Raw genomic sequence first — 25,327 nt, 5'->3', positions numbered from 1 at the left:
CTGTGAGGTATGCTGGAGGTATCAGAAGTGCGAATGCTGACATAAGTAACGATAATGCGGGTGAAAAACCCGCACGCCGGAAGACCAAGGGTTCCTGTCCAACGTTAATCGGGGCAGGGTGAGTCGACCCCTAAGGCGAGGCTGAAAAGCGTAGTCGATGGGAAACGGGTTAATATTCCCGTACTGGTGGTAACTGCGATGGGGGAACGGAGAAGGCTAGGTTGTCCGGGCGACGGTCGTCCCGGTTCAAGCATGTAGGCAGAGTGATTAGGCAAATCCGGTCACTTAATGCTGAGGTGTGATGACGAGCCACTAAGGTGGTGAAGCAATTGATGCCCTGCTTCCAGGAAAAGCCTCTAAGCTTCAGGTTACCAACAATCGTACCCCAAACCGACACAGGTGGTCAGGTAGAGAATACTCAGGCGCTTGAGAGAACTCGGGTGAAGGAACTAGGCAAAATGGTGCCGTAACTTCGGGAGAAGGCACGCTGGCGGTAAGTGAAGTCCCTTGCGGACGGAGCCGAAGCCAGTCGAAGATACCAGCTGGCTGCAACTGTTTATTAAAAACACAGCACTGTGCAAACACGAAAGTGGACGTATACGGTGTGACGCCTGCCCGGTGCTGGAAGGTTAATTGATGGGGTTATCCTTAGGGAGAAGCTCTTGATCGAAGCCCCAGTAAACGGCGGCCGTAACTATAACGGTCCTAAGGTAGCGAAATTCCTTGTCGGGTAAGTTCCGACCTGCACGAATGGCGTAATGATGGCCAGGCTGTCTCCACCCGAGACTCAGTGAAATTGAACTCGCTGTGAAGATGCAGTGTACCCGCGGCAAGACGGAAAGACCCCGTGAACCTTTACTATAGCTTGACACTGAACATTGAGCCTTGATGTGTAGGATAGGTGGGAGACTATGAAGTGTGGACGCCAGTCTGCATGGAGTCAACCTTGAAATACCACCCTTTAACGTTTGATGTTCTAACCTAGGTCCATAATCTGGATCGGGGACCGTGTCTGGTGGGTAGTTTGACTGGGGCGGTCTCCTCCTAAAGAGTAACGGAGGAGCACGAAGGTTGGCTAAGCATGGTCGGACATCATGCGGTTAGTGCAAAGGCATAAGCCAGCTTGACTGTGAGAGTGACGGCTCGAGCAGGTACGAAAGTAGGTCTTAGTGATCCGGTGGTTCTGAATGGAAGGGCCATCGCTCAACGGATAAAAGGTACTCCGGGGATAACAGGCTGATACCGCCCAAGAGTTCATATCGACGGCGGTGTTTGGCACCTCGATGTCGGCTCATCACATCCTGGGGCTGAAGTAGGTCCCAAGGGTATGGCTGTTCGCCATTTAAAGTGGTACGCGAGCTGGGTTTAGAACGTCGTGAGACAGTTCGGTCCCTATCTGCCGTGGGCGTTGGAAGATTGAGAGGGGTTGCTCCTAGTACGAGAGGACCGGAGTGAACGCACCACTGGTGTTCGGGTTGTCATGCCAATGGCATTGCCCGGTAGCTAAGTGCGGAAGAGATAACCGCTGAAAGCATCTAAGCGGGAAACTTGCCTCGAGATGAGTCTTCCCTGTCACCTTGAGTGACCTAAAGGAACGTTTAAGACTAAGACGTTGATAGGCTGGGTGTGTAAGCGTAGCGATACGTTGAGCTAACCAGTACTAATGAACCGTGAGGCTTAACCTGACAACACCGAAGGTGTTTTGTCTGAGAGACGAAGAGTAGATAAAGTAGGCTTGTTTAAGATTGATATTACTGGCGACTGACCGAAAGGAAAGAAGCGGGTAATAAAACCGAATTTGCTTGGTGGCCATAGCGCAGCGGTCCCACCTGATCCCATGCCGAACTCAGAAGTGAAACGTTGTAGCGCCGATGGTAGTGTGGGGTCTCCCCATGTGAGAGTAGGGAACTGCCAGGCATTAAATTAAAGCATTAGTGTTGTAAAACATTAAGTGCGAAAAGAATACGCGGAGCGGTAGTTCAGTTGGTTAGAATACCTGCCTGTCACGCAGGGGGTCGCGGGTTCGAGTCCCGTCCGTTCCGCCAACTATAAGAAACCTAAGTCTAACGACTTAGGTTTTTTTTTGCTTAAAACTTAAGAATAAACATACATTAAATTACTAAAGTTAAGTAAAAATAACTATTTTATATAAAAATAATTGCTTTAGTTGATTATAGTATCCTTTTAAAAGATGAGGGTAAGGCTAGGCTTTGGTATACTTAAGTTATAGCAAGAAATCTTGCTGCTTATCTGAGGTTGTTAATGGCGAAGAAACCGACTTATTCAGTACGTTTTGTGGCAGGTCAACCTGTAGAAAGGATTGAACCCAGCCCGCCTTTAAGTGAAAGAAAGGACACGTTACCTATTGGAATGCCTCTTTACACAGAAGGCACGCTAAAAATTGCAGTTTGGAATATCTATAAACAGCAACGACCTAATTGGCGTAACATGCTGGAAACGTTATCAACAGATACGCATTTGCTTTTACTGCAAGAAGCTCAAACGACACCAGAACTTGTTCGTTTTGCTGGAACTCACCACTTAATTGCAGATCAAGTTCCAGCTTTAGCCTTTCAACAGCATCCAGCAGGTGTGATGACATTATCAAGTTCACATCCTATCTATTGTTGTCCTCTCCGAGAAAAAGAGCCTTTCCTACGTTTATCTAAATCGGCATTAATTACGGTATATCCGCTGATCACGGGTGATCATTTAATGGTGATTAATGTACATGCAATTAATTTTAGTTTTGGTGTTGATGTGTATCAGCGCCAATTAAGTAATTTATCTGTTCATATTATGCACCATAAAGGCCCCATCATTTTGGCTGGTGATTTTAATGCATGGAGTCGGCCTAGAGTGAATGTATTAAAACGTTTTGCGAGAAGATTAAGGCTTAAAGAGGTTATTTTTGATAATGATTGGCGTACTAAAGCGTTTGGTAAGCCTTTAGATTATATTTTTTATCGGGGTTTATCGTTGAATAAAGCTGAAGTTTTAATCACAGATGCATCTGATCATCATCCCTTAATTGCGACATTCTATTAATAGGTTATGATAACATTGGTAAATATTATATAAATAATATTTAAATATTTTAGGATTATATCTATCATTTATTAATATAATTATGTTTTCCTTAACTAATTTATCTGTTTAATCTATTTGTTATATTAACGCCTTTTACTATACTTTTTTTGTCTATCTAACATTACTAGATATAGGAAATAAAATGCCAACAAAAAATATAGTTATTATTGGCGGTGGTACCGGCGGAACGATTCTTGCTAATATCCTGGCTAAAAAATTAAATGACGAAATATTTTCAAATAAAATTAAAATAACACTTATTTCAGATAATCCTCATCATTATTACAAACCTGCATTTATGTATATTGCATTTAATATTTTTTTTAAAGAAGAGTTAATGCGTTCAGAAAGAAGTTTATTAAGACCCGAAATTGAATTTATTATTGATAAAGCGGAACGCTTCGACTTTAATAATAAAGTTATTTATTGTGGTTCTAAGAAAAAATATAATTATGATTTTTTAGTTTTAGCAACTGGCTGTGTTCCTAGTCCTCATCGAATTGAAGGTTTAAAAGAAGCTGGAAATCATTTTTATCAATATGAAGCTGCTAGATCACTTGCTGATAAACTTGCGACAATTGAAAAAGGGCGTGTATTTATTACGGTGAGTTTCCCTGAAACGCCGAATGTGCCTCATCAATGCGGTATTGCACCTATGGAAACAACCTTGATGCTTGATGAACTGTTACGTCAACGTCGAGTGAGAAATAATATTGAAATTGTTTACACCTATCCTACGGTCGCTCAACTTTTAAGAAACTGTTTATTTATGCAACAAGAAGTTTGTGAAGTCCTTCCGGCGGTATTTTCTGAGCGGGATATTAAGGCTAAACGTGGATTCACATTAAGCCATGTAGACCCTGATAAGAAGATAGCTTATTCAAAAGAAGGTGAAGCAGAACCGTTTGATATCCTTATGAGTACGCCACCAATTACTGCTGTTGAAGCTATTCGTAATACTGGGTTAAGTGAACATAAAAACGGAGAAGGTTGGTTACCCACTGATCCCGAAACATTACAAGTTTATGGATTAAATCAAGTTTATGTTCTTGGTGATACTGTTGATTTACCGATTAGTAAAGCCGGTGGTAGCTGTCATAACCAAGCGGGAGTGATTGCGAATAATATTTGTGGTGAACTTCGCTATGGTTATCCTGCTGCCATTTACGATGGTCGAGTACAAGCTGTTGCACAAATGGGGTTATCAGCTGGAATGCCATTACAATATGACTATAAGCATGACGTAATACCGACACCACCGACGAAGTTGGGTGGATTGCTACGTAATAGTTATAACCGAGGTTTATATTGGGCGACAGTCAGAGGATTATTATAGGGGATACAATAATGAGTGAAAATAATTTAAGCCCAGAAGATATTCAAATATTATCGGATGAAGATAAACAACATTTTCAACATTTATTAGAAAAAGCACGACCATTATTAGCATTAAAGCGTTTTGATAATATCATTGACTTATTATCCTTAATTTCAGACTCAATAGATATTATGGATAATGCAACAGTTGAAAAATTGTCGGTTGCCTTTGAAGAAACATTGATTCCAGCATGGGAGTTGAGTGCTGCTTATAATATGGCAAAAAAAGAATCTATTTACCAAGATAAAAAATATACTTTAGGTTCAACTTTCTCATTATTAAAAAACCCAGATACCCTTAAAGGGATTTCAATTATTTTAAGAACGGTTCAAATTATTGGGGAAAACAATCAAAGAATAGAAAGTTAATTAGTAATAAGGATATATAATGACGCAAGGTAATAAAAATTTTAATACTCAAGCAATACATTATGGTTATTCTCCGCTAGATTTTCAGGGGGCATTAGTGCCTCCTGTTTTTCAAACGTCTACTTTTGTTTTTCCGACGGCTCAATATGGCGCAGATTGCTTTGCAGGAAGGCAAAAAGGGCATTTTTATTCACGGATCTCAAATCCTACTTTAGATTTATTAGAAAAGCGATTAGCGCAATTAGAAAATGGTGAGGCTGCCGTTGTTTTTTCTTCAGGAATGGGGGCGATTACTTCAACTTGCTGGTCGTTGCTTCAGCCCGGTGATGAATTAATTGCTGATATGACACTTTATGGCTGTACTTTTTCTTTTTTCAATCATGGGCTTGCTAAATTTGGCATTAAAATAAAGCACGTTGATTTAACTAACCTTGAAAACTTAAAAGGAGCAATGACAGAGAAAACGAAATTAATTTTCTTTGAAACGCCCGCAAATCCTAATATGCGAGTTAGTGATATAACAAAAATATCAAAAATTGCGCATCAGCACAGTATTTTAGTGATGGTCGATAGTACTTATTGCTCGCCTTATTTACAAAAACCTTTAGAACTTGGCGCAGATATTGTTGTGCATTCCATGACCAAGTATTTATCAGGACATGGTGATGTAACTGCGGGGGCTATTATTACCAAATACGCCTTAGCAGATAAAATACGTGTTGAAGGTTTAAAGGATATGACAGGGGCTTGTTTGTCTCCTCACGATGCCTCGTTAATATTACGAGGCATAAAAACGTTAGGCATAAGAATGGAGCTAATCTGCGCAAAATGCGCAACGTATCGCACAATACCTTGAAGAGCATCCTAAAGTTGAAACTATTCATTATCCTGGACTGGCTTCTTTCCCTCAATATGAGCTAGCCAAACGTCAAATGCGGTTAGCGGGAGGTATGATAGCTATTGAGTTAAAAGGAGGCATTAAAGGAGGCAGAGCGTTTCTCAATCGCTTAAATCTTTTTAGTCGAGCTGTGAGCTTAGGCGATTGCGAGTCTTTAGCTCAACATCCAGCAACAATGACCCATGCTACTTATAGTGCAGAAGAACGACAAAGGCATGGCATTAGTGATGGTTTAGTTCGTTTATCAATTGGTTTGGAAGATGTGGATGATTTAATTGCAGATCTAGAACAAGCACTGGCTTAGTCGCTATTATGTTATAAAGAAAAAGGCTGTGAAATTATCCACAGCCTTTATTATTCAACTCAAATATTGGTTAATTCAGAAATATGGTTTATTTCTGGTTCATTCTTGGTTTGATACCCACATAGTAGCCGATGGTTAAAATAGCCACCCAGATCATACCCACAACTAATGCCATTCTGGTTGATTCAAAATAGCCTAAAATTGCGATAACAAACGCCATAAAGATGATAGTCAGCGCTGGTGCAACAGGCCAAAATGGCACAGGGAATTTCAGTGTTTTTATTTCATCGGTGCTCATCTTACGACGCATAGCGACTTGAGAAAGTAAAATCATTAACCAAACCCAAACTGTTGCAAATGTCGCAATAGAAGCGATTAAAACGAAGATCTGTTCTGGGATAAGGTAATTAAGCACGACGCCAAGTAAGAGTACGACAGACATGACTAATACCGTCATCCAAGGCACACCATTACGAGTAAGTTTCATAAAGGATTTAGGTGCTTGCCCTTCTTGAGCCATACCGTACATCATACGACCAGCCCCAAAGATATCACTGTTGATGGCTGAGATTGCGGCAGTGATAACCACAAGGTTTAAGATATTTGCCGCTGAATTTATTCCAAGATTTGAGAAAATCTGTACAAATGGGCTACCGTTATGGCCAATTTGTTGCCAAGGGAAAATACACATTAGAATGAATATCGTTAGAACATAGAATAATAAGATACGAAACGGTACGGCATTGATAGCTTTAGGAATGGTTTTCTCAGGATCTTTAGCTTCACTGGCAGTAATACCAATCACTTCAATCCCACCAAACGCAAACATCACAATGGCAAGCGAAGCGATGACCCCTTCAATACCATTAGGCATAAAGCCACCAAACTCCCATAAGTTAGAGATCCCAATAGGATGTTCAGTTTGTTGGCCAAAGCCATACATCATAATGACAACACCACCAATGATCATTGCGATAATAGCGGTGACTTTAACGATAGAAAGCCAAAATTCCATTTCACCAAATATCTTCACATGGCAAAGGTTTAAAGCGCCAATAAAACAGACTATCCCTAAAACCCATATCCATTGATCAACATCTGGGAACCAGAGTTTCATATAAAAACCGAATGCCGTGACGTCTGCTAGACAAACAATCAGCATTTCAAAAACATAGTTCCAACCAGTTAAGAAGCCAGCTAAAGGCCCCATGTAATGGCTTGCATATTGTGAGAAAGAGCCTGCAACTGGATGATGAACGGCCATTTCACCTAATGCACGCATAACCATAAATACTGCTGCACCACCAATAAGGTAAGCAAGTAACACTGCGGGACCTGCTTTTTCAATCGCCGCAGCTGAACCATAAAATAAACCTGTACCGATTGCAGAGCCTAGCGCCATGAAACGAATGTGCCGCCCTGATAATCCTCGTGAAAGTTGATTCTCTTTTTGCATCTAAAGTATTCCCATCTCTGTCCAACGGAGGAACTCTATCCTCTTTTTCAGTGTCTTCGCGCACGTTAGCTATTCAAAACAAACCATGTACCTTATCATAAAGCCTCTTACGGTGAGATAGTTATCTGTAATAATCATCAGCATTCATTGGATATCAGAGTTTCTTATGCAATACCCCATTAATGAAGTGTTTCAAACCTTACAGGGTGAAGGTGTTTTTACTGGCGTTCCTGCGCTTTTTGTTCGATTACAAGGTTGCCCAGTCGGCTGTAGTTGGTGTGATACGAAGCATACTTGGGAAAAAAAGGATGAAAAAAAAGTTCCTCTTGGTGATATCCCAATTAAAACGCAAGAAAGCGATACATGGGGCGAAGCCAGTGCTACTGAAATTTTATCACTTTTTCAGCAACAAGGTTATAGTGCAAAACATATTGTTATTACAGGTGGCGAGCCTTGCTTATATGATTTGCGTCCTTTAACTGAAAGACTAGAGCAAGCGGGTTTTGTTTGCCAAATAGAAACCAGTGGTACTCACGATATTCTATGTAGTGAGAAAACGTGGGTGACACTTTCCCCCAAAGTAGGTATGCGAGGCGGATTTCGTGTTTTACCGAATGCCATCAATCGGGCAAATGAGATAAAACACCCAGTAGGACGTGAAAAAGATATTGAAGTATTGGATGCCTTACTGACTTTACGCACTCAACAGCCAGCCCCAGTTATTGCTTTGCAACCCATTAGTTGTAAAGAGAGTGCAACCACATTATGTATTAAAACCTGTATTGAACGTAATTGGCGTTTCTCAATGCAAACGCATAAATATTTAAATATTGCGTGATCACATCGTTATTATGAAAAAAATCAGCCAATAATAGGCTGATTTTTTTAGGTGATAAGTGGGGAATGTTAATACCGATCTATTCACCGCGATAAATACATCCTGCTGTACACGTCTCTTTAACCATTACTGCCGATAACAACGGTAGTGTTGGCTTGACTTGTTGCCAAATCCATTTTGCGAGCACTTCGCTTGTCGGATTTTCAAGACCTTCAATTTCATTAAGATAGTAGTGATCAAGACGTTCAAGAGTAGGTTTAAATGCGGCTTTAACATCAGCAAAATCAATAAGCCAACCTGAATGAGGATCAATTTCACCTGTTAGTTCTAATCTAACAAGAAAAGAGTGTCCATGAAGGCGTCCACATTTGTGGCCTTCTGGAACATGTGGTAAGTGGTGGGCAGCTTCAAACTGAAAATCTTTAAAGATGGTGGTTGTCATCAAAACTCTCTTGACTTAATTAGTAAAAAAAAGACACAAATAGTACGAAGTCTATCAGTGTAGCTGATTTAGCTAATCACGCCTAATCTCCCTTAATCTTAATGGCTTGTTATGTTCCTTTTTGCTTATTAATTATATTGGTAAAGGAAACCGATAAATAAATTTAGCATTTAAGGTTATTAGATAGAGCCAACAGGTCTTTAATTCACCTTCTAGTCGTGGGATACCCTCTCAATATTAGAAATATTATCAAAGAACAATAAAGCACAGATAAGCGCTTTACTTTTTTAAGGCAGAATAAATGAGCAACCAACCTCCATTATTATCAATACTTCCATTAACGCTGGAGCAATTGAATAAATTACAGGACGCAACAAAAGATCTCTCAACAGCGCAAATCGCGTGGTTATCAGGGTATTTATGGGGGCAATTGGATCATGCTACCGTACCCGCGCCAACAACGGTTGTTTCACCACAAGTGCCAGAGCAAGAGACAATAACATTAATCTCTGCTTCTCAGACGGGTAATGCACGCCATCTGGCAGAACAATTGCGAGATAACTTAGTTGCCCATAAATTGAATGTTGAGTTGCACTCTGCCAGTGAATATAAATTTAAGCAGATCCATAAAGCGACAACTTTAATTATTGTTGCCTCCACACAAGGTGAGGGTGAGCCTCCAGAAGAAGCGATCGCTTTTTATAAATATCTGCACTCTAAAAAAGCGTCTGAAATGAAGGAAACGTCTTATGCGGTATTGAGCTTAGGTGATTCTTCGTATGAGCATTTTTGCAAAGCAGGTAAAGATTTTGATGAGCGCATTGCCCAACTTGGCGCAACACGTTTATTGCCTCGGGTTGATGCTGATGTTGAATATCAAGCTGTTGCAGAGAAATGGATAAAGCAGATTACAGAGATTTTAAAAGCAAGGATCCCGACACAAAGTACGCAAGTATTACAACAAACACAATCGGGGACGACTGATACGATTGATGCTTCTCTTTACCATCGTGATGCTCCTTTTAGCGCCACATTACTCACTAATCAAAAAATTACGGGCAGAAATTCAGATAGAGATATTCGTCATATTGAAATCAGTCTTAAAGGTTCTGATTTGCATTATGAGCCTGGTGATGCGTTGGGCATTTGGTTTAATAATTCGCCTGAAAAAGTCGATGAACTTATTGCGTTATTGTGGCTAAGAGGGGATGAAACTGTCACGTTAAAATCTCAAACATTTACCTTAAAAGACGCCTTATTGCATCATTGTGAGCTGACTCAAAATAGCGCACCTATCGTCAAAGCCTATGCGCAACTGACGCGCCATGAAGATTTATTGTCACTGATTGCGGATAAAACAAAGCTTCAGCAATATGCACAAAAACACCCTATCAATGAAATGGTTCGCCAATATTGTGCTCAACCAACGGCACAAGACTTTGTGGATATTTTACGTCCATTAACACCTCGCCTTTATTCTATCGCTTCATCACAACAGGAAGTGGAAGACGAAGTACACCTTACGTTGGGTGTTGTGCGTTATGACGTAAATTCGCATGTTTATACTGGAGGCGCTTCTGGCTTTTTAGCTGACCGCTTAAAAGAAGGCGATACCGTCAATGTCTTTATCGAAAAGAATGTGCATTTTCGGTTACCCAACAATAACGATGCTCCCGTGATTATGATTGGCCCAGGTACAGGTATTGCGCCTTTTAGAGGCTTTATGCAACAGCGCGAAAATGACGGTGCAACAGGCAAAAACTGGTTATTTTTCGGTAACCCTCATTTTGTTGAAGATTTTCTCTATCAAGTGGAATGGCAACGTTATGTCAAAATCGGCCTGTTAACTCATATCGATTTAGCATGGTCACGAGATCAAGCACATAAAATTTATGTGCAAGATAAATTACGTGAACGTGGTAGTGAGATTTGGCAATGGTTACAACAAGGCGCTTATCTTTATGTCTGTGGTGATGCATCACATATGGCAAAAGATGTTGAGCAGGCGTTGTTAGATATTGTGATGGAGTATGGCAATAAAAATAGTGAAGAAGCAGAAGAATATTTAAGTGAGCTACGTCTAGAACGGCGTTATCAGAGGGATGTCTATTAAATGAAATTACATACTCAAGCGCCCTTAGTGGTTGAAGGGAAACTATCTGATAGTGAACGCATGAAAAAAGAGAGTCATTTTTTACGTGGCACTATTACAGAAGACTTACAAAATGGTTTAACAGGGGGCTTTGAAGGCGATAATTTTCTACTGATCCGCTTTCATGGCATGTATCAGCAAGACGACAGAGATATTCGTGCTGAGCGTGCTCAGCAAATGTTAGAACCTCGTCATGCGATGATGTTACGTTGTCGTTTACCTGGTGGCATTATCTCCCCTAAACAGTGGCTTAGCATTGATCAGTTTGCGACAGAAAATACGCTTTATGGCAGTATTCGAATTACTAATCGCCAAACTTTTCAATTTCATGGCATCTTAAAGGGCAATGTAAAACCTGCTCATCAAATGTTAGCTGCCACAGGGCTTGATTCTCTGGCAACCGCGAATGATGTTAATCGTAATGTCTTATGTACTTCAAACCCAGTGCAATCTTCATTGCATCAAGAAGCGTATGAGTGGGCAAAAAAAATATCAGAGCATTTATTACCTCGCACTCATGCATATGCTGAAATTTGGTTAGATAAAGAAAAGATAGCGACGACTGATGAAGAGCCTATTTTAGGGGAAACCTATTTGCCTCGAAAATTTAAAACTTCAGTGGTGATCCCGCCTCATAATGATGTTGATCTTCATGCAAATGATATGAATTTTATTGCAATTGCTGAAAATGGACGCCTTATTGGGTTTAATGTGCTGGTCGGGGGCGGTCTTGCGATGACACATGGCGATAAGAATACCTTTCCTCGCTTAGCCAGTGAATTTGGTTATATTCCTATTGAGAAAACACTAGCAATTGCAGAAGCCATTGTAACGACTCAACGTGATTGGGGAAATCGCACTGAGCGTAAAAATGCAAAAACGAAATACACATTAGAACGTGTGGGGATCGAGACATTTAAAAAGGAAGTTGAACGTCGTTCAGGCGTGATTTTTGATGCTATTCGACCTTATGAATTTACGCATCGAGGCGATCAAATGGGGTGGCTAAAAGGTGTTGATGATAAATGGCATCTTACTTTATTTATTGAAAGTGGCCGATTAATTGATAAACCTGATGCTCAGTTAAAAACTGGTGTGGCTGAAATTGCTAAAATTCATCAAGGTGATTTTCGCCTTACTGCCAATCAAAATTTAATTGTGGCAGGTGTACCTGAAAGTGAGAAAGCAAGTATTGAAGCTATTGCTCGCCAATATGGATTGATTGATGACAGGGTGACTCCACTGCGTGAACATGCGATGGCCTGTGTTTCGTTTCCAACTTGCCCATTAGCGATGGCCGAAGCTGAGCGCTTTTTACCTTCATTCACGGATACACTTGATCGTTTGATGACAAAACATGGTGTGAGTGATGAGCATATTGTTGTTCGTGTAACAGGATGCCCGAATGGCTGTGGCAGAGCTATGTTGGCAGAAGTTGGGCTGGTGGGAAAAGCCCCCGATCGTTATAACTTACATTTAGGCGGTAATCGTATAGGTACACGTATACCTAGAATGTATCGTGAAAATATTACCTCGCAAGAAATTATAGCAATACTTGATTCATTGATTGGTGAATGGGCTATTTCTCGCCATAACAATGAAGGATTTGGTGATTTCCTTATCCGTACGGATGTTGTTAAACCTGTACTTAATTCTGCCGTGGATTTTTATGAAGTGCAGGAGGCTGTATGAGTCTATTTCACCTTGATCAACTAAGGCTATTATCGATAGAAGAACAACAGCAAACGTTAACTGAAATTAATCAACAACTTGAGCAACTCAGTGCTATTGAACGTGTTACTTGGGCTTTAGCTCATTTGCCTAAAGCTTATGTATTAAGCTCTAGTTTTGGTATTCAAGCGGCAGTCTGTTTGCATTTGATTACTCGGCAATATCCTGATATTCCAGTGATTTTGACCGATACAGGTTATTTGTTTCCTGAAACCTATCAATTTATTGATACGTTGACTCAGCAGTTACAACTTAACTTACATATCTATCGAGCTGAAATATCTTCATCTTGGCAAGAAGCGCGCTATGGCAAACTTTGGTTAGAAGGCATTGATGGTATTGAACGTTATAACCAGATAAACAAAGTAGAGCCGATGGAAAGGGCGTTAAAAGCATTACAGGCTCAAACATGGTTTGCAGGTCTTCGCCGACAACAATCTAAAAGCCGTGAGCATTTGCCAGTGCTTTCAATCGCAAAAGGGATCTTTAAGTTTTTACCAATAGTAGATTGGGATAATAAGCAGGTTTATCAATATCTTAAAGAGAACGGTTTACCTTATCACCCTTTATGGGAGCAAGGTTATCTCTCTGTAGGTGATACTCATACAACCCGAAAATGGGAAGAAGGTATGAGTGAAGAAGAGACTCGCTTTTTTGGCTTAAAACGTGAGTGTGGGTTACACGAATAACGTCATTATTTATCAATAAAATAGTTAGGGTAATAGTTCAATCTATTGCCCTATTTGTCGTTTTAAAAAAAAATAACCCATTGAAATTGTTTTATTTTTCCTTATTCCTTTCTGTTCCATTACATAGCTTTTTGTCATTTCATAACCTCTAAAGCACCTTTTATAGTCGTTAGTTATAAAGTGAACAATGAAGAAGAGATACGTGTATGGATTACCTACCCTTATTTGTTGAATTAAAAGAACGCCCGGTGTTATTGGTGGGTGGTGGTCATGTTGCTGCGCGTAAAGCTTTGCTGTTATTAAGAGCAGGTGCTCGTTTAAGAGTGATAGCACCTCAGTTGTGTGATGAATTACATCTTGCTTATCAGCAAGACAAAATTGAATGGGTGTCAGCAAAATATCAATCTGAGCATCTATTAGGAATGATGCTGGTTATTGTGGCTACGGATGACAGTGTGCTTAATCAGCAAGTTTATCTTGATACACAAGCACGACATATTTTTGTTAATGTCGTGGATTCACAACCTCAATGCTCATTTATTTTTCCTGCCATTATCGATAGAAATCCTATTTTGATTGCCATTTCATCGGCAGGAAAAGCACCTGTTTTAGTGCGAATGATCCGTGAAAAGTTAGAAGCCTTATTGCCAAGTTCATTAGGCGCAATGGCGACAATAGCAGGAAAATGGCGCAACAAAGTGAAACAGCACTTAGAGACTTTTCAAGCTCGTTGTCGTTTTTGGGAGCAAGCTTTCAGCGGTAAATTTGCTTCTTTAGTAGCAAGCGATCAATTAGCACAAGCAGAAGCCTTGCTTGAACAACAATTGAAACAAAAAGAGAGCCAACAAGGCGAACTTGCATTGGTTGGGGCTGGCCCCGGTGATGCAGGGTTATTAACACTGCGCGGTTTACAGGTTATTCAACAAGCTGAAGTTGTGCTCTACGACAGTTTAGTGAGTCCAGAGGTTTTAGAGCTTGTACGACGCGATGCTGACACTATTTGTGTGGGCAAAAGAGCGGGACATCACAGTGTTTCTCAAGAGGAAACAAATGCACTGATTGTGAAATATGCGCAATTAGGTAAACGTGTTGTTCGATTAAAAGGGGGAGATCCCTTTATTTTTGGGCGTGGTGGTGAAGAAATTGAAGTTGCTATCACGCATGGGATCTCTTTTCAAGTTGTACCGGGGATCACTGCAGCGAGCGGAGCGAGTGCCTATGCAGGGATCCCGTTAACCCACCGACAATATGCTCAAAGTGTCACCTTTATGACAGGGCATTGTAAAACGGATGGGAATGAACCGGATTGGGCATCGTTAGCGCAAGCTAATCACACTCTCGCTATTTATATGGGGACAGCAAAAGCAGAGCTTATTAGCCAGCGTTTAATCAAACTCGGACGTTCTCCATTAACGCCTATCGCGGTGATTAGTTGTGGCACTCGTCGTGATCAGCAAGTCTTCACGGGAAACCTAACACAATTAGCGCAGTTAGCTGAAAAAGCACCGACTCCCGCTTTATTAATTGTGGGAGAAGTCGCTGCACTACATCACCAACTTGCGTGGTTTGGTGATAGATATGCTTATCAATCCTTACCGTCACTCCATTCACCTTTGGTTCATTTTGCCTAAACGAGGTTGTTATGAATGAAACACAGTTAACGCATCTTCAGCAATTAGAAGCAGAAAGTATTTATATCCTGCGTGAAGTTGTCGCTGAATTTGCAAATCCCGTCATGCTTTATTCAATAGGCAAAGATTCCTCGGTGATGTTGCATTTAGCACGTAAGGCATTTTATCCCGCTAAATTACCGTTTCCATTATTGCATGTTGATACTGGTTGGAAATTTCGAGAAATGTATGAATTTCGAGATAAAACAGCTAAAGAATATGGGTTTGATCTTAAGGTTTATCGTAATCCACAAGGTGCAGAGCTTGGAATTAACCCGTTTATTCATGGTAGTGCAAAACATACGGATATCATGAAAACAGAAGGGTTAAAGCAAGCTTTAGACAAATATGGTTTTGATGTGGCATTTGGTGGCGCTCGCCGTGATGAAGAAAAGTCACGAGCCAAAGAACGTATTTATTCGTTTAGAGATAGATCTCATCGTTGGGATCCGAAAAATCAACGGCCTGAATTATGGAAAAACTATAACGGTCAAATTAATAAAGGTGAAAGCATTCGAGTATTTCCATTATCTAATTGGACTGAACTCGATATTTGGCAATATATCTATTTAGAAAATATCGATATTGTTCCTCTCTATTTTGCAAAAAATAGGCCTGTTATTGAACGTGATGGCACATTAATTATGGTTGATGATGACAGAATTGATCTTAAATCAGGAGAAGTTATCACTCAGCAACAGGTCCGATTTAGAACCCTAGGATGCTGGCCATTAACAGGAGCTATTCCCTCACAAGCAGAAACGCTACCCGCCATTATTGAGGAAATGCTGATTTCCACCAGCAGTGAACGACAAGGGCGTTTAATCGATAGTGATCAGTCCGCATCAATGGAACTGAAAAAACGCCAAGGTTACTTTTAATTGGAGGATATATGGGACTTGCAGCTGTGAAAACCAATCAACTTATTGCGGGTGAAATTGCACATTTGGGTGGGGTGGAAAGCTATCTTAAAATGCAACAACACAAAGGGTTATTACGATTTTTAACCTGTGGTGACGTTGATGATGGCAAAAGTACATTAATAGGACGTTTGCTTCATGATACAAGGCAGATCTACGAAGATCAGCTTTCTACATTACAAACTGAAAGTAAAAAAATTGGCACGCAAGGTGAAAAGCTTGATCTTGCTTTGCTGGTGGATGGATTAGCTGCGGAAAGGGAGCAAGGGATCACTATTGATGTTGCTTACCGTTATTTTTCAACGGCAAAACGCAAGTTTATTATTGCTGATACACCCGGACATGCACAATATACCCGTAATATGGCAACAGGTGCATCAACAAGTACACTTTCTATTCTGCTGATCGATGTTCGAAAAGGCGTACAAGAGCAAACGCGACGTCACAGTTTTATCAGCACCTTGTTAGGGATACGTCATCTGATTGTAGCGATTAATAAAATGGATCTTGTTGATCACCAGCAAGCTGTTTTTAATTCGATCCAACAAGATTATCTTAAATTTGCCGATCAACTACCTGCTGATCTAACCATTGAATTTGTTCCCATTTCTGCACTTGAGGGTGACAATGTTGTTTCACCTTCCTTGAATATGCCTTGGTATCAAGGAAAAACCTTGCTGTCACTTTTGGAAGATGCGCCAGTCAAATTAGGTTCATCTACGCAATTATTGCGTTTTCCTGTGCAATATGTAAATCGCCCAGATCTAGATTTTAGAGGATACAGTGGCACAATTTCTTCTGGTGTTCTTTACCAAGGGCAACAAATAAAAGTATTACCTTCAGGGCAATGTTCTACTATCAAGCGTATTGTTACTTTTGATGGTGATTTAACACAAGCGAGTGCTGGACAAGCAATTACACTTGTTTTAACGGATGAAATTGATATTAGTCGTGGTGATATCATCGTTGATAATAACGATACAACAGCCAATATTAGCACTCATGCATTGATGGATGTGGTGTGGATGTCAGAGCAATCTTTAGTACAAGGGCACATACTTGATATCAAAATTGCAGGCAAAAAGAGTCGAGCAAAAATAGAGAATATTCATTATCAAGTAGATGTGAATAAGCTTACCCAACAAGTGACAGATAACTTAAGTTTAAATGCAATTGGTCGTGTTGAAGTTTCATTTGAAGAGCCATTAGTGCTTGATAATTATCAAGAAAATGCCGATATGGGCGGACTTATTTTTATTGATAGGTTAAGCAATGTCACGGTAGGCGCTGGGCTTATCCGAGAAACTCGAAACGCTCCGACGCACACGACTACGCAATATGATGTTTTTGAAGTTGAACTTAATCAGCTTATCCGTCGTCATTTTCCTCATTGGGGAGCAAGAGATCTTCTTGGAGGAAAATAAAGATGATAAGCGAAGATATTGTCTGGCATTCTCATACAATTGGATTAAACGATCGTGAATCACAGCAAGCACACAAAGGATGTGTGCTTTGGTTTACTGGGCTATCAGGATCAGGTAAATCCACGCTTGCTGATGCATTAGAGCAAGCACTTTATCAACACTCTGATTCGCCAATTCGCACCTATTTATTAGATGGTGATAATTTACGTCATGGATTATGCTGTGATCTTGGGTTTAGCGAAGAAGATCGGCATGAAAACATCCGCCGTGTTGGTGAAGTGGCTAAATTAATGGTAGATGCCGGGCTGATTGTTTTAACTGCATTTATCTCTCCTTATCGAGAAGACAGACAAAAAGTTAGAGGACGCTTTGAGCAAGGTCGATTTATTGAAATCTTCGTTGATACTCCACTTCATATTTGCGAAGCTCGGGATCCTAAAGGGCTTTATCAAAAAGCAAGACGCGGTGAAATAAAGCAGTTTTCAGGTATAGATTCGCCTTATGAACAGCCTATTGAACCTGAATTACATTTAGACGGCACACGCCCTATCAATATTCTTATTCAGCATATCCTTACCTATCTACAGCAAAATCATATCTACCGTTAATTTTAAAGTGAAATACAATTATCTCTACACAAACACCTCATAAAAGGGGGGAATGTGTAGAGACGCGAGAGTGTTATTTGTATGAAATACATTTATCATCACGCGAGTGTAAAATATTATTAAGACTTTTCACCCAGAACTGATTTATTTATCAATTAACCTTATTGAGCCTTATCTTTATAAGAAAAAATTAAGCCTTAATCTGAATATTACAGAAATTACCCACGTTTATAGTGAGGAGAATAGGAATAATAATGTAATATATTCCAGCGCTTTTGTGGCGTCTGTGGTTGAGTTGTGGGATGATTAGCCCATTAATCTTGGGGGTGGTAATGGGGAAATTAACAGTCTTACTTCTGATTTTACTTGGCTGGCTACAATACTCATTGTGGTTAGGTAAAAATGGTATCCATGATTACAACAAAGTAAGTCAAGAAGTTGCCTCTGCATTGGCGCAAAATACGCAGTTAAAAGAGCGTAATGATCGTCTATTTGCAGAGATTGATGACCTCAATGGCGGGCAAGAAGCCTTAGAAGAGCGCGCTCGTAGTGAATTAGGGATGATTAAACCTAATGAGACTTTTTTCCGTATTGTGAATGATAAGTCTCAACCACGTCGTTAATTTATTGAATTAATAGTGTGTCCTGATACAAATACTATAATGAATATAACAAACTCAACTCTTCCTATTGTTGCCGTTATTCCGGCAGCTGGTATCGGAAGTCGAATGCAATCAATCTGTCCAAAACAATATTTGAAGATTGGTGGATTGACTATTCTTGAACATACCATTAAAGCTTTATTAAAACACCCACGCATAACGCAAATTATTGTGGCCATTAGCCCTGATGATCATTATTTTAAAACTTTATCTTTAGCGCAAGATGAAAGGATCATTACGGTTAACGGTGGCGGAGAGCGCGCAGACTCTGTATTATCGGGTTTAGAGTATGTCACTCAGCATTTTTCTGAAAAGACTTGGGCGCTTGTCCACGATGCAGCAAGGCCTTGCTTACATTTTGGCGATCTTGATCATCTTATTAAATTAATTGATGAAAATTTCTCGGATCCTCATTTTTGTGGTGGCATTCTCGCCACCCCTGTTCGTGATACGATGAAGCGTAGTCATCAACAAGACAACCATATTGAACAAACAGTAGAAAGAACAACATTATGGCATGCTTTAACGCCACAGTTCTTTCCTGCCTCATTATTAAAACAAAATATAGAAAATGCACTCTCACAAAAAGCGACTATTACTGATGAAGCATCAGCAATGGAATTTGCTGGATATGAGCCGTTATTAGTGAAAGGGCGTGCAGATAATATCAAAGTAACTCAGCCAGAAGATTTGGCACTTGCAGAGTTTTTTCTGTCACGCCAAATCACCAATATAAGGAACACACAATAAAATGAGAATTGGACACGGTTATGACGTACATAAATTCGGTGGTGAAGGTCCTATTATTATTGGCGGCGTCAGAGTTCCTTATGAGCAAGGATTGTTAGCCCACTCTGATGGCGATGTCGTATTACATGCAGTAACTGATGCTATTTTAGGCGCTATGGCAATGGGAGACATTGGCACATTGTTCCCTGATACTGATCTGGCATATAAAGGGGCAGATAGTCGGGTACTACTTCGTGACGCTTTTTCACGTGTAAGAGCAAAAGGTTACCGAATTGGTAATTTGGATGTCACAATTATTGCTCAAACACCAAAAATGTTACCTCATACACCACAAATGCGTGTCAATATTGCAGAAGATCTTCATTGTCATGTTGATGATATCAATGTGAAAGCGACAACAACCGAAAAACTTGGATTTGTGGGTAGAAAAGAAGGTATTGCCTGTGAAGCTGTTGTTTTATTAAAAAAAGAGTCATTACCTGAATGAGTGAATTACCAGAACTCCATTGGTTACATGGAAAACCACAAGCAACAGGTTTATTGAAATCAATTCCTGAAGATTTTATTGTCTGTGAAGATCTTGGTTTCACTCTTGATGGTGAAGGCGAGCATGTCATGGTGAAAGTGAGAAAAACAGGGTGCAACACCGTTGTTGTTGCTGAAAAGCTGGCAAAATTTGTGGGTATTCACCCTCGAGAGGCAAGCTATGCTGGGCTAAAAGATAAGAATGCTGTTACTGAACAGTGGTTTTGTCTGCGTATGCCAGGCAAAGAGATGCCCGATTTTAGTCAATTCGCTTTAGACGGTTGCGAAATTTTAGAAACGACTCGTCAACAACGTAAATTACGTATAGGAACACTAAAAGGTAATCACTTTACATTGGTGTTGCGAAACATTTCAGACCGTACCTTTGTCGATACTCGATTAGCACAAATTAAAACTAAAGGTATTCCTAACTATTTTGGTGCACAACGATTTGGCCGTAATGGTGAAAATTTACGCCAAGCGATGCGTTGGGCAATGGATGAAATTCGTGTTAAAGAGCGTGGTAAACGCAGTTTTTATCTTTCAGCAGCACGCAGTGCCATGTTCAATCATCTTGTCAGTAAAAGATTGGAATGTGATTTATATTCAAAAGTGATGATTGGTGATGCAATGCAACTTCATGGACGAGGCAGTTGGTTTGTTGTGGATGAAACTGAAATTACGCAAACACAAACTCGTTATGAAGAGCACGATGTTCATATTACTGCGCCTTTACCGGGTAAGGGTGATTTAGGGACGCAAGCAAAAGCATTGGATTTTGAAACTGAAAATTTGGCAGAATATGAAACATTATGGTCATTGGCTCGACAAGAGCGAGTTGACAATACAAGACGTGCTATCAATGTGTTACCAGAAAATCTGTCATGGCATTGGGTAGACGACACTACTGTTTCTCTGTCATTTTTTTTACCCGCAGGAAGCTTTGCAACTAGCGTTGTACGTGAATTAATTTTATTAGGGAAGGATGATGCTGAAAATATTGGTGAGTAATGACGATGGTGTGATGTCGAAAGGGATACAGACCCTCGCTAAAGCATTACGCCAGCGTTATGATGTACAAATTGTTGCACCTGATCGTAATCGTAGTGCTGCTTCTAACTCTTTAACTATTGACCGACCATTACGTAAGCAAGAGCTGGAAAATGGTGATATCGCTATTGTTGAAGGAACACCAACAGATTGTGTTTATCTTGGTGTAAACAATTTAGTGCGTCCTCGTCCTGATATTGTTGTTTCTGGTATTAACCATGGCCCTAATTTAGGTGATGATGTTATTTACTCTGGTACAGTGGCAGCCGCAACAGAAGGGCGCTTTTTAGGCTTACCAGCAATAGCTGTCTCATTAGATGGTGAAATACACTTTGAGACAGCGGCTCAAGTGACTTGTGAAGTACTGACAATGTTACAACAAGTACCTTTAAGAGCGGGAAATATTCTCAATATTAATGTGCCAGATATTCCACTGGATGAAATCAAAGGTTTCCGTATCACACGTTGTGGGAGTCGTCATGCTTCACAGCACGTTTATACCCACACTGATCCTAGAGGAAATAACCTTTATTGGATTGGGCCTCCAGGCGAAAAAAACGATGTAGGCCCTGATACAGATTTTGCCGCTGTTGACGAAGGTTATGTGTCGATTACACCCTTACATGTCGATTTAACAGCATACAAAGCACTTGATTTACTACAAAATTGGTTAAATAAAGCAGAGGTCAAAAAAACATGTTAAGTCGGTCAATGAAAGACTTACTGACAATGTTAAAACAGCATGGCATCAAGGATGAAAGCTTGCTGGAAGCAATGAGTAAAGTACCCAGAGAGCTCTTCATTGATGAAGCGCTCTCTCATAAGGCTTATGAGAATACGGCTTTGCCTATTGGTAATGGTCAAACTATTTCACAGCCTTATATTGTTGCTAAAATGACAACACTACTAGAATTACAAAGTACGGATTCTGTTTTAGAAATTGGAACAGGATCAGGGTATCAAACTGCCATTTTAGCAAATTTAGTTCATCATGTTAGCTCTGTTGAGCGTATAAAAATATTGCAATGGCAAGCTAAGCGGCGTTTTAAGCATCTTGATTTACATAATATTTCTACACGCCATGGTGATGGATGGGAAGGATGGTCATCAAAAGCCCCGTTTAATGCCATAATAGTGACAGCATGTGCAACAGAAGTACCACAACAATTATTGATGCAATTAGCCGATGGTGGCAGGATGATAATACCTGTAGGCGAACAGCAACAAATATTGAAGTTTATCCGACGTTTAGGTAATGATTTTCACTATCAATCTATAGAATCGGTTAGATTTGTTCCTTTAATTTCGGGTGAGTTAGCATAACTTCCAGATAAATCTGACCGCTTTTTATTACAGCTTTTTAATAGCTTGTCGTAATCTGCACTAATATATGAAACATTTTCAAAAAATTGCAGTCTTTTTGTTTAACTCGACAAATTGCTAGACGCTAATGCCTTTTTAAAGGGAGAAGGAAGTATGAATTCAGAAAGCCCAATTAAGCATGTCCGCTGGGCAATCATGTGTTCGGTAATTGGATTTGCATTAACAGGCTGTGCAGATACACCTTATCGTCCTGCACCCATTACCTCTGTAAATGATAGCTCTTCAAATAATACGGCTTCGACCGCGCCTGTGATGACTAGTAGCAATGCAACACCGATTGAAAGAACAACTCCTTTACAATCGTCACCTCCTCCTTCCATTAAGGTGAATAGTACTGCATCGAATAGTGGCACATATCAGCCTCAAAATCAGCCTCGTGCACAAACATCAGTTGCATCTCAAAACGTGGGTACAGATGGTTCTGGCCGTATTGTATATAACCGCAATTATGACAGTATTCCTAAAGGGAATTACAGCGGTAATACCTACACAGTAAAACGAGGTGATACCATGTTCTATATCGCTTGGATAACAGATAGCGATGTAAAAGAGCTGGCTTCAATGAATAACATTCCTGAACCTTATAGTTTAAATGTGGGGCAAGTGCTGAATATAGGTAACCGTCAAGTCAATACGGGAACCAATACAAATATAAATAAATCCGTTATCGATCAACCAAGTAGTGCTGGTGTGCAAACAACACAAACGAAGCCGACTAATAACACCTCAATGGGGCCATTGATCACTAAGCCAGCAACGACAACACCGCCGAAGACGACGACTCCACCACCAACAACTAATACAAGTACTACAACGGCAACACCGACAGCCGTTTCAGGTAAGTGGATTTGGCCAGCACAAGGTAAGATCATCGAAAGCTATTCAAGTGCGCCAGGGGGAAATAAAGGTATCGATATTGCTGGTACTAAAGGTTCTCCAATTGTTGCAACTGCAGCGGGTAAAGTAGTTTATGCAGGTAGCGCATTACGTGGTTATGGTAATCTTGTTATCATTAAACATAATGATGAATATCTCAGTGCATATGCGCATAACGACACCATTTTGGTACGTGAGCAACAAAATGTGAATGCAGGTCAGCAGATTGCCACTATGGGGAGTTCAGGAACAAGCTCTGTCCGGCTACACTTTGAAATCCGTTATAAAGAAAAATCACTCAATCCAATGAGCTATTTACCTAAAAAATAAGTAAGTGATTTTTAACACGTATAGTGAATAATCCTAAAATTAAGCCCTCTTCTTTACAAAAGAAGAGGGCTTTTTGTTATCCGTAATTAATTAAAATATTGAAACAAAATACATTTTAACTAAGTAAAACTGCTTAATTAAAGATAAGTAAAAATGAGAGTTCTATATAAAATTATAGATAACGTTTAATTAGACGGTTGATTCTCAACCAATGAATGCGTATGCTAAAAATTGTTATATAAAAAATGAATAAAGATTCGCTGTTACTAAAGGATGAACTATAAAATAACCCCTTGTTTGTAAGGGTATTTTCTTTATTAGATTATCTTTTTAATAATAGTTAATAATATAAATTATTTGGTGTTATTTTATTATTCTGGATTTTTATTTGTTTTTTGAGATACAAATAGTTACAGCTAGCACATTAAATAGAGTAATTTTACACATAGATAAATATACGTAAAATATAATAAAAAAACTGTTAATAACCTGTACTCAATAGCTAAGTTATATATTGAATAAAGAATGATAAAATTAACAGTAAAATAGATTATGTTATCTTTTATTTTGTAATTCGTTACAAGGGAAAATCAGTAACCCGTTGTGTCGTGACACAGCGATAAACTGGTAAACAGACACTAATCAAACGTCGTTTACCTAAATTATCAAGGGTAGGAGCAGCTGATGAGCCAAAGTACGCTAAGAGTAGACGAGTTATATACAGATGAAATTGAAGAGAACATGGAAGAGTTCGATGAAGTTGCTGCAAAAGAGGCAGAAAATGAGTCTGATGCTCAAGACGAAATTGAACTTATTGAAGGAGTCAACCAGCGTGCGCTCGATGCCACTCAGCTTTATTTAGGAGAAATTGGTTATTCTCCGTTGCTGACCGCTGAGGAAGAAGTTTTTTTTGCCCGTAGAGCGTTGCGTGGTGATATTCCTTCAAGACAACGAATGATAGAAAGTAATCTACGTTTAGTTGTTAAGATATCTCGTCGTTATACAAACCGAGGTCTTGCCCTGCTTGATTTGATTGAAGAAGGGAATTTAGGACTAATTCGCGCGGTTGAAAAATTCGATCCTGAAAAAGGTTTCCGCTTTTCAACTTATGCGACATGGTGGATACGTCAAACGATAGAACGTGCCATTATGAATCAAACTCGTACCATTCGCCTTCCTATTCATATCGTTAAAGAGCTGAATGTTTATTTAAGAACTGCGAGAGAATTAGCACATAAGCTTGATCATGAGCCTAGTGTTGAGGAAATTGCACAAACACTTGATAAACCAGTTGAAGATGTGAGTAAGATGTTACGTTTAAACGAACGTATTACTTCTGTCGATACCCCAATTGGGGGCGATTCAGATAAGGCCTTACTTGATATCATCTCTGATGAAAATGAAGAAGGGCCTGAGGCGACAATTCAAAATAATAACCTCAAGGAAAATATCATAAAGTGGTTATTTGAATTGAATCCTAAGCAACGTGAAGTATTAGCACGTCGTTTTGGGTTATTAGGCTACGAAGCTGAAACTTTAGAAGATGTTGGTAGAGAGATTGGTCTGACAAGAGAAAGAGTTCGTCAAATCCAAGTGGAAGGATTACGTCGGCTAAAAGACATTCTGCAAAGTCAGGGGTTATGTATTGAAGCGCTTTTCAAAGCATAATTAGCCATCCTTGCTCTGTTTATAGCTTTAATTGACAAATTGTTATTACCAAAGCCGATTAGTGGATTTACTAATCGGCTTTTCTTTATCTTGTATTATGCGACTTAAAACGATA

General features: G+C 39.8%; 21 protein-coding genes, 1 tRNA gene, 2 rRNA genes and 1 pseudogene. 23 read left to right on the top strand and 2 right to left on the bottom strand.

The window, feature by feature from the left end; genetic code table 11:
- The 7 genes and pseudogenes from GWJ05_RS09330 to GWJ05_RS09300 form a co-directional block, all read left to right on the top strand.
- Positions 1-1,685 (top strand): 23S ribosomal RNA (locus GWJ05_RS09330); the annotation flags it as partial.
- Positions 1,686-1,801: 116 nt separating this feature from the next.
- A 5S ribosomal RNA gene (rrf, locus tag GWJ05_RS09325) occupies positions 1,802-1,917 on the top strand.
- A gap of 51 nt (positions 1,918-1,968) precedes the next feature.
- A tRNA-Asp gene (locus GWJ05_RS09320) sits at positions 1,969-2,045 on the top strand.
- Positions 2,046-2,262: 217 nt separating this feature from the next.
- A complete protein-coding gene (locus tag GWJ05_RS09315) occupies positions 2,263-3,048 on the top strand; it encodes an endonuclease/exonuclease/phosphatase family protein (protein ID WP_036934818.1) in 786 nt (261 codons plus the stop codon).
- 184 nt (positions 3,049-3,232) lie between these two features.
- On the top strand, positions 3,233-4,426 hold the full coding sequence (locus GWJ05_RS09310; RefSeq protein WP_036934816.1) for an NAD(P)/FAD-dependent oxidoreductase: 1,194 nt from the start codon (positions 3,233-3,235) through the stop codon (positions 4,424-4,426).
- Between the two features lie 11 nt (positions 4,427-4,437).
- Complete coding sequence (locus GWJ05_RS09305; protein WP_036934814.1) at positions 4,438-4,836, top strand: hypothetical protein; 399 nt, start codon at positions 4,438-4,440, stop codon at positions 4,834-4,836.
- Between the two features lie 19 nt (positions 4,837-4,855).
- Positions 4,856-6,038: pseudogene (locus GWJ05_RS09300) on the top strand (methionine gamma-lyase).
- A gap of 88 nt (positions 6,039-6,126) precedes the next feature.
- Here GWJ05_RS09300 and GWJ05_RS09295 read toward each other — a convergent pair.
- A complete protein-coding gene (locus GWJ05_RS09295; RefSeq protein WP_036934811.1) occupies positions 6,127-7,494 on the bottom strand; it encodes an amino acid permease in 1,368 nt (455 codons plus the stop codon).
- Positions 7,495-7,660: 166 nt separating this feature from the next.
- Between GWJ05_RS09295 and queE the strand changes: the two genes are divergently transcribed.
- Positions 7,661-8,332 carry a 7-carboxy-7-deazaguanine synthase QueE gene (gene queE / locus GWJ05_RS09290; RefSeq protein WP_036934809.1) on the top strand — a complete coding sequence of 224 codons (672 nt, stop codon included), beginning with the start codon at positions 7,661-7,663 and terminating at the stop codon, positions 8,330-8,332.
- A 79-nt stretch (positions 8,333-8,411) separates the two neighbouring features.
- On the opposite strand, the gene queD is transcribed toward queE, so the two are convergent.
- Complete coding sequence (gene queD, locus GWJ05_RS09285) at positions 8,412-8,777, bottom strand: 6-carboxytetrahydropterin synthase QueD (RefSeq protein WP_087803050.1); 366 nt, start codon at positions 8,775-8,777, stop codon at positions 8,412-8,414.
- Positions 8,778-9,075: 298 nt separating this feature from the next.
- Between queD and cysJ the strand changes: the two genes are divergently transcribed.
- From cysJ to rpoS, 15 genes are all read left to right on the top strand, one after another.
- The gene (gene cysJ / locus GWJ05_RS09280) at positions 9,076-10,887 is read left to right on the top strand and encodes an NADPH-dependent assimilatory sulfite reductase flavoprotein subunit (protein ID WP_161681373.1); all 1,812 of its coding nucleotides are present in this window, start codon (positions 9,076-9,078) and stop codon (positions 10,885-10,887) included.
- Positions 10,888-12,618: an assimilatory sulfite reductase (NADPH) hemoprotein subunit gene (cysI, locus tag GWJ05_RS09275; protein WP_036934803.1), complete on the top strand. Its 1,731-nt coding sequence runs from the start codon at positions 10,888-10,890 to the stop codon at positions 12,616-12,618.
- Positions 12,615-13,346, top strand: a complete 732-nt coding sequence (locus GWJ05_RS09270) for a phosphoadenylyl-sulfate reductase (protein WP_036934801.1) — start codon at positions 12,615-12,617, stop codon at positions 13,344-13,346. The genes cysI and GWJ05_RS09270 overlap by 4 nt, the downstream gene beginning before the upstream one ends.
- A gap of 206 nt (positions 13,347-13,552) precedes the next feature.
- Complete coding sequence (gene cysG, locus GWJ05_RS09265; protein ID WP_161681372.1) at positions 13,553-14,977, top strand: siroheme synthase CysG; 1,425 nt, start codon at positions 13,553-13,555, stop codon at positions 14,975-14,977.
- 11 nt (positions 14,978-14,988) lie between these two features.
- The gene (gene cysD / locus GWJ05_RS09260) at positions 14,989-15,897 is read left to right on the top strand and encodes a sulfate adenylyltransferase subunit CysD (protein ID WP_161681371.1); all 909 of its coding nucleotides are present in this window, start codon (positions 14,989-14,991) and stop codon (positions 15,895-15,897) included.
- Positions 15,898-15,908: 11 nt separating this feature from the next.
- Positions 15,909-17,360, top strand: a complete 1,452-nt coding sequence (cysN, locus tag GWJ05_RS09255; RefSeq protein WP_036934797.1) for a sulfate adenylyltransferase subunit CysN — start codon at positions 15,909-15,911, stop codon at positions 17,358-17,360.
- Positions 17,361-17,362: 2 nt separating this feature from the next.
- Positions 17,363-17,968 (top strand): adenylyl-sulfate kinase, encoded by a 606-nt coding sequence (gene cysC / locus GWJ05_RS09250; protein ID WP_052038449.1) that lies wholly within the window; start codon positions 17,363-17,365, stop codon positions 17,966-17,968.
- Positions 17,969-18,300: 332 nt separating this feature from the next.
- Entirely contained in the window at positions 18,301-18,591 is a 291-nt protein-coding gene (gene ftsB, locus GWJ05_RS09245) for a cell division protein FtsB (protein ID WP_036934791.1), read from the top strand.
- 39 nt (positions 18,592-18,630) lie between these two features.
- Positions 18,631-19,380, top strand: coding sequence for a 2-C-methyl-D-erythritol 4-phosphate cytidylyltransferase (ispD, locus tag GWJ05_RS09240; protein ID WP_036934790.1), 750 nt, complete (start codon positions 18,631-18,633; stop codon positions 19,378-19,380).
- 1 nt (position 19,381) lies between these two features.
- Positions 19,382-19,867, top strand: a complete 486-nt coding sequence (ispF, locus tag GWJ05_RS09235; protein ID WP_036934789.1) for a 2-C-methyl-D-erythritol 2,4-cyclodiphosphate synthase — start codon at positions 19,382-19,384, stop codon at positions 19,865-19,867.
- Positions 19,864-20,916 (top strand): tRNA pseudouridine(13) synthase TruD, encoded by a 1,053-nt coding sequence (truD, locus tag GWJ05_RS09230; protein ID WP_036934788.1) that lies wholly within the window; start codon positions 19,864-19,866, stop codon positions 20,914-20,916. Before ispF ends, truD begins: the two co-directional genes overlap by 4 nt.
- Complete coding sequence (gene surE, locus GWJ05_RS09225) at positions 20,894-21,658, top strand: 5'/3'-nucleotidase SurE (RefSeq protein WP_036934786.1); 765 nt, start codon at positions 20,894-20,896, stop codon at positions 21,656-21,658. Before truD ends, surE begins: the two co-directional genes overlap by 23 nt.
- A complete protein-coding gene (locus tag GWJ05_RS09220) occupies positions 21,652-22,278 on the top strand; it encodes a protein-L-isoaspartate(D-aspartate) O-methyltransferase (protein WP_161681370.1) in 627 nt (208 codons plus the stop codon). Before surE ends, GWJ05_RS09220 begins: the two co-directional genes overlap by 7 nt.
- Before the next feature lie 153 nt (positions 22,279-22,431).
- Entirely contained in the window at positions 22,432-23,544 is a 1,113-nt protein-coding gene (nlpD, locus tag GWJ05_RS09215) for a murein hydrolase activator NlpD (RefSeq protein WP_036934782.1), read from the top strand.
- A 684-nt stretch (positions 23,545-24,228) separates the two neighbouring features.
- On the top strand, positions 24,229-25,212 hold the full coding sequence (rpoS, locus tag GWJ05_RS09210; RefSeq protein ID WP_023582671.1) for an RNA polymerase sigma factor RpoS: 984 nt from the start codon (positions 24,229-24,231) through the stop codon (positions 25,210-25,212).
- Positions 25,213-25,327: the final 115 nt, after the last annotated feature.

The organism is Proteus sp. G2626 (assembly GCF_009915985.1).
GTDB classification, from domain to species: domain Bacteria; phylum Pseudomonadota; class Gammaproteobacteria; order Enterobacterales; family Enterobacteriaceae; genus Proteus; species Proteus vulgaris.
Note: the sequence above shows the minus strand (reverse complement) of the source record. Positions and strands in the feature narration are given on the sequence as shown.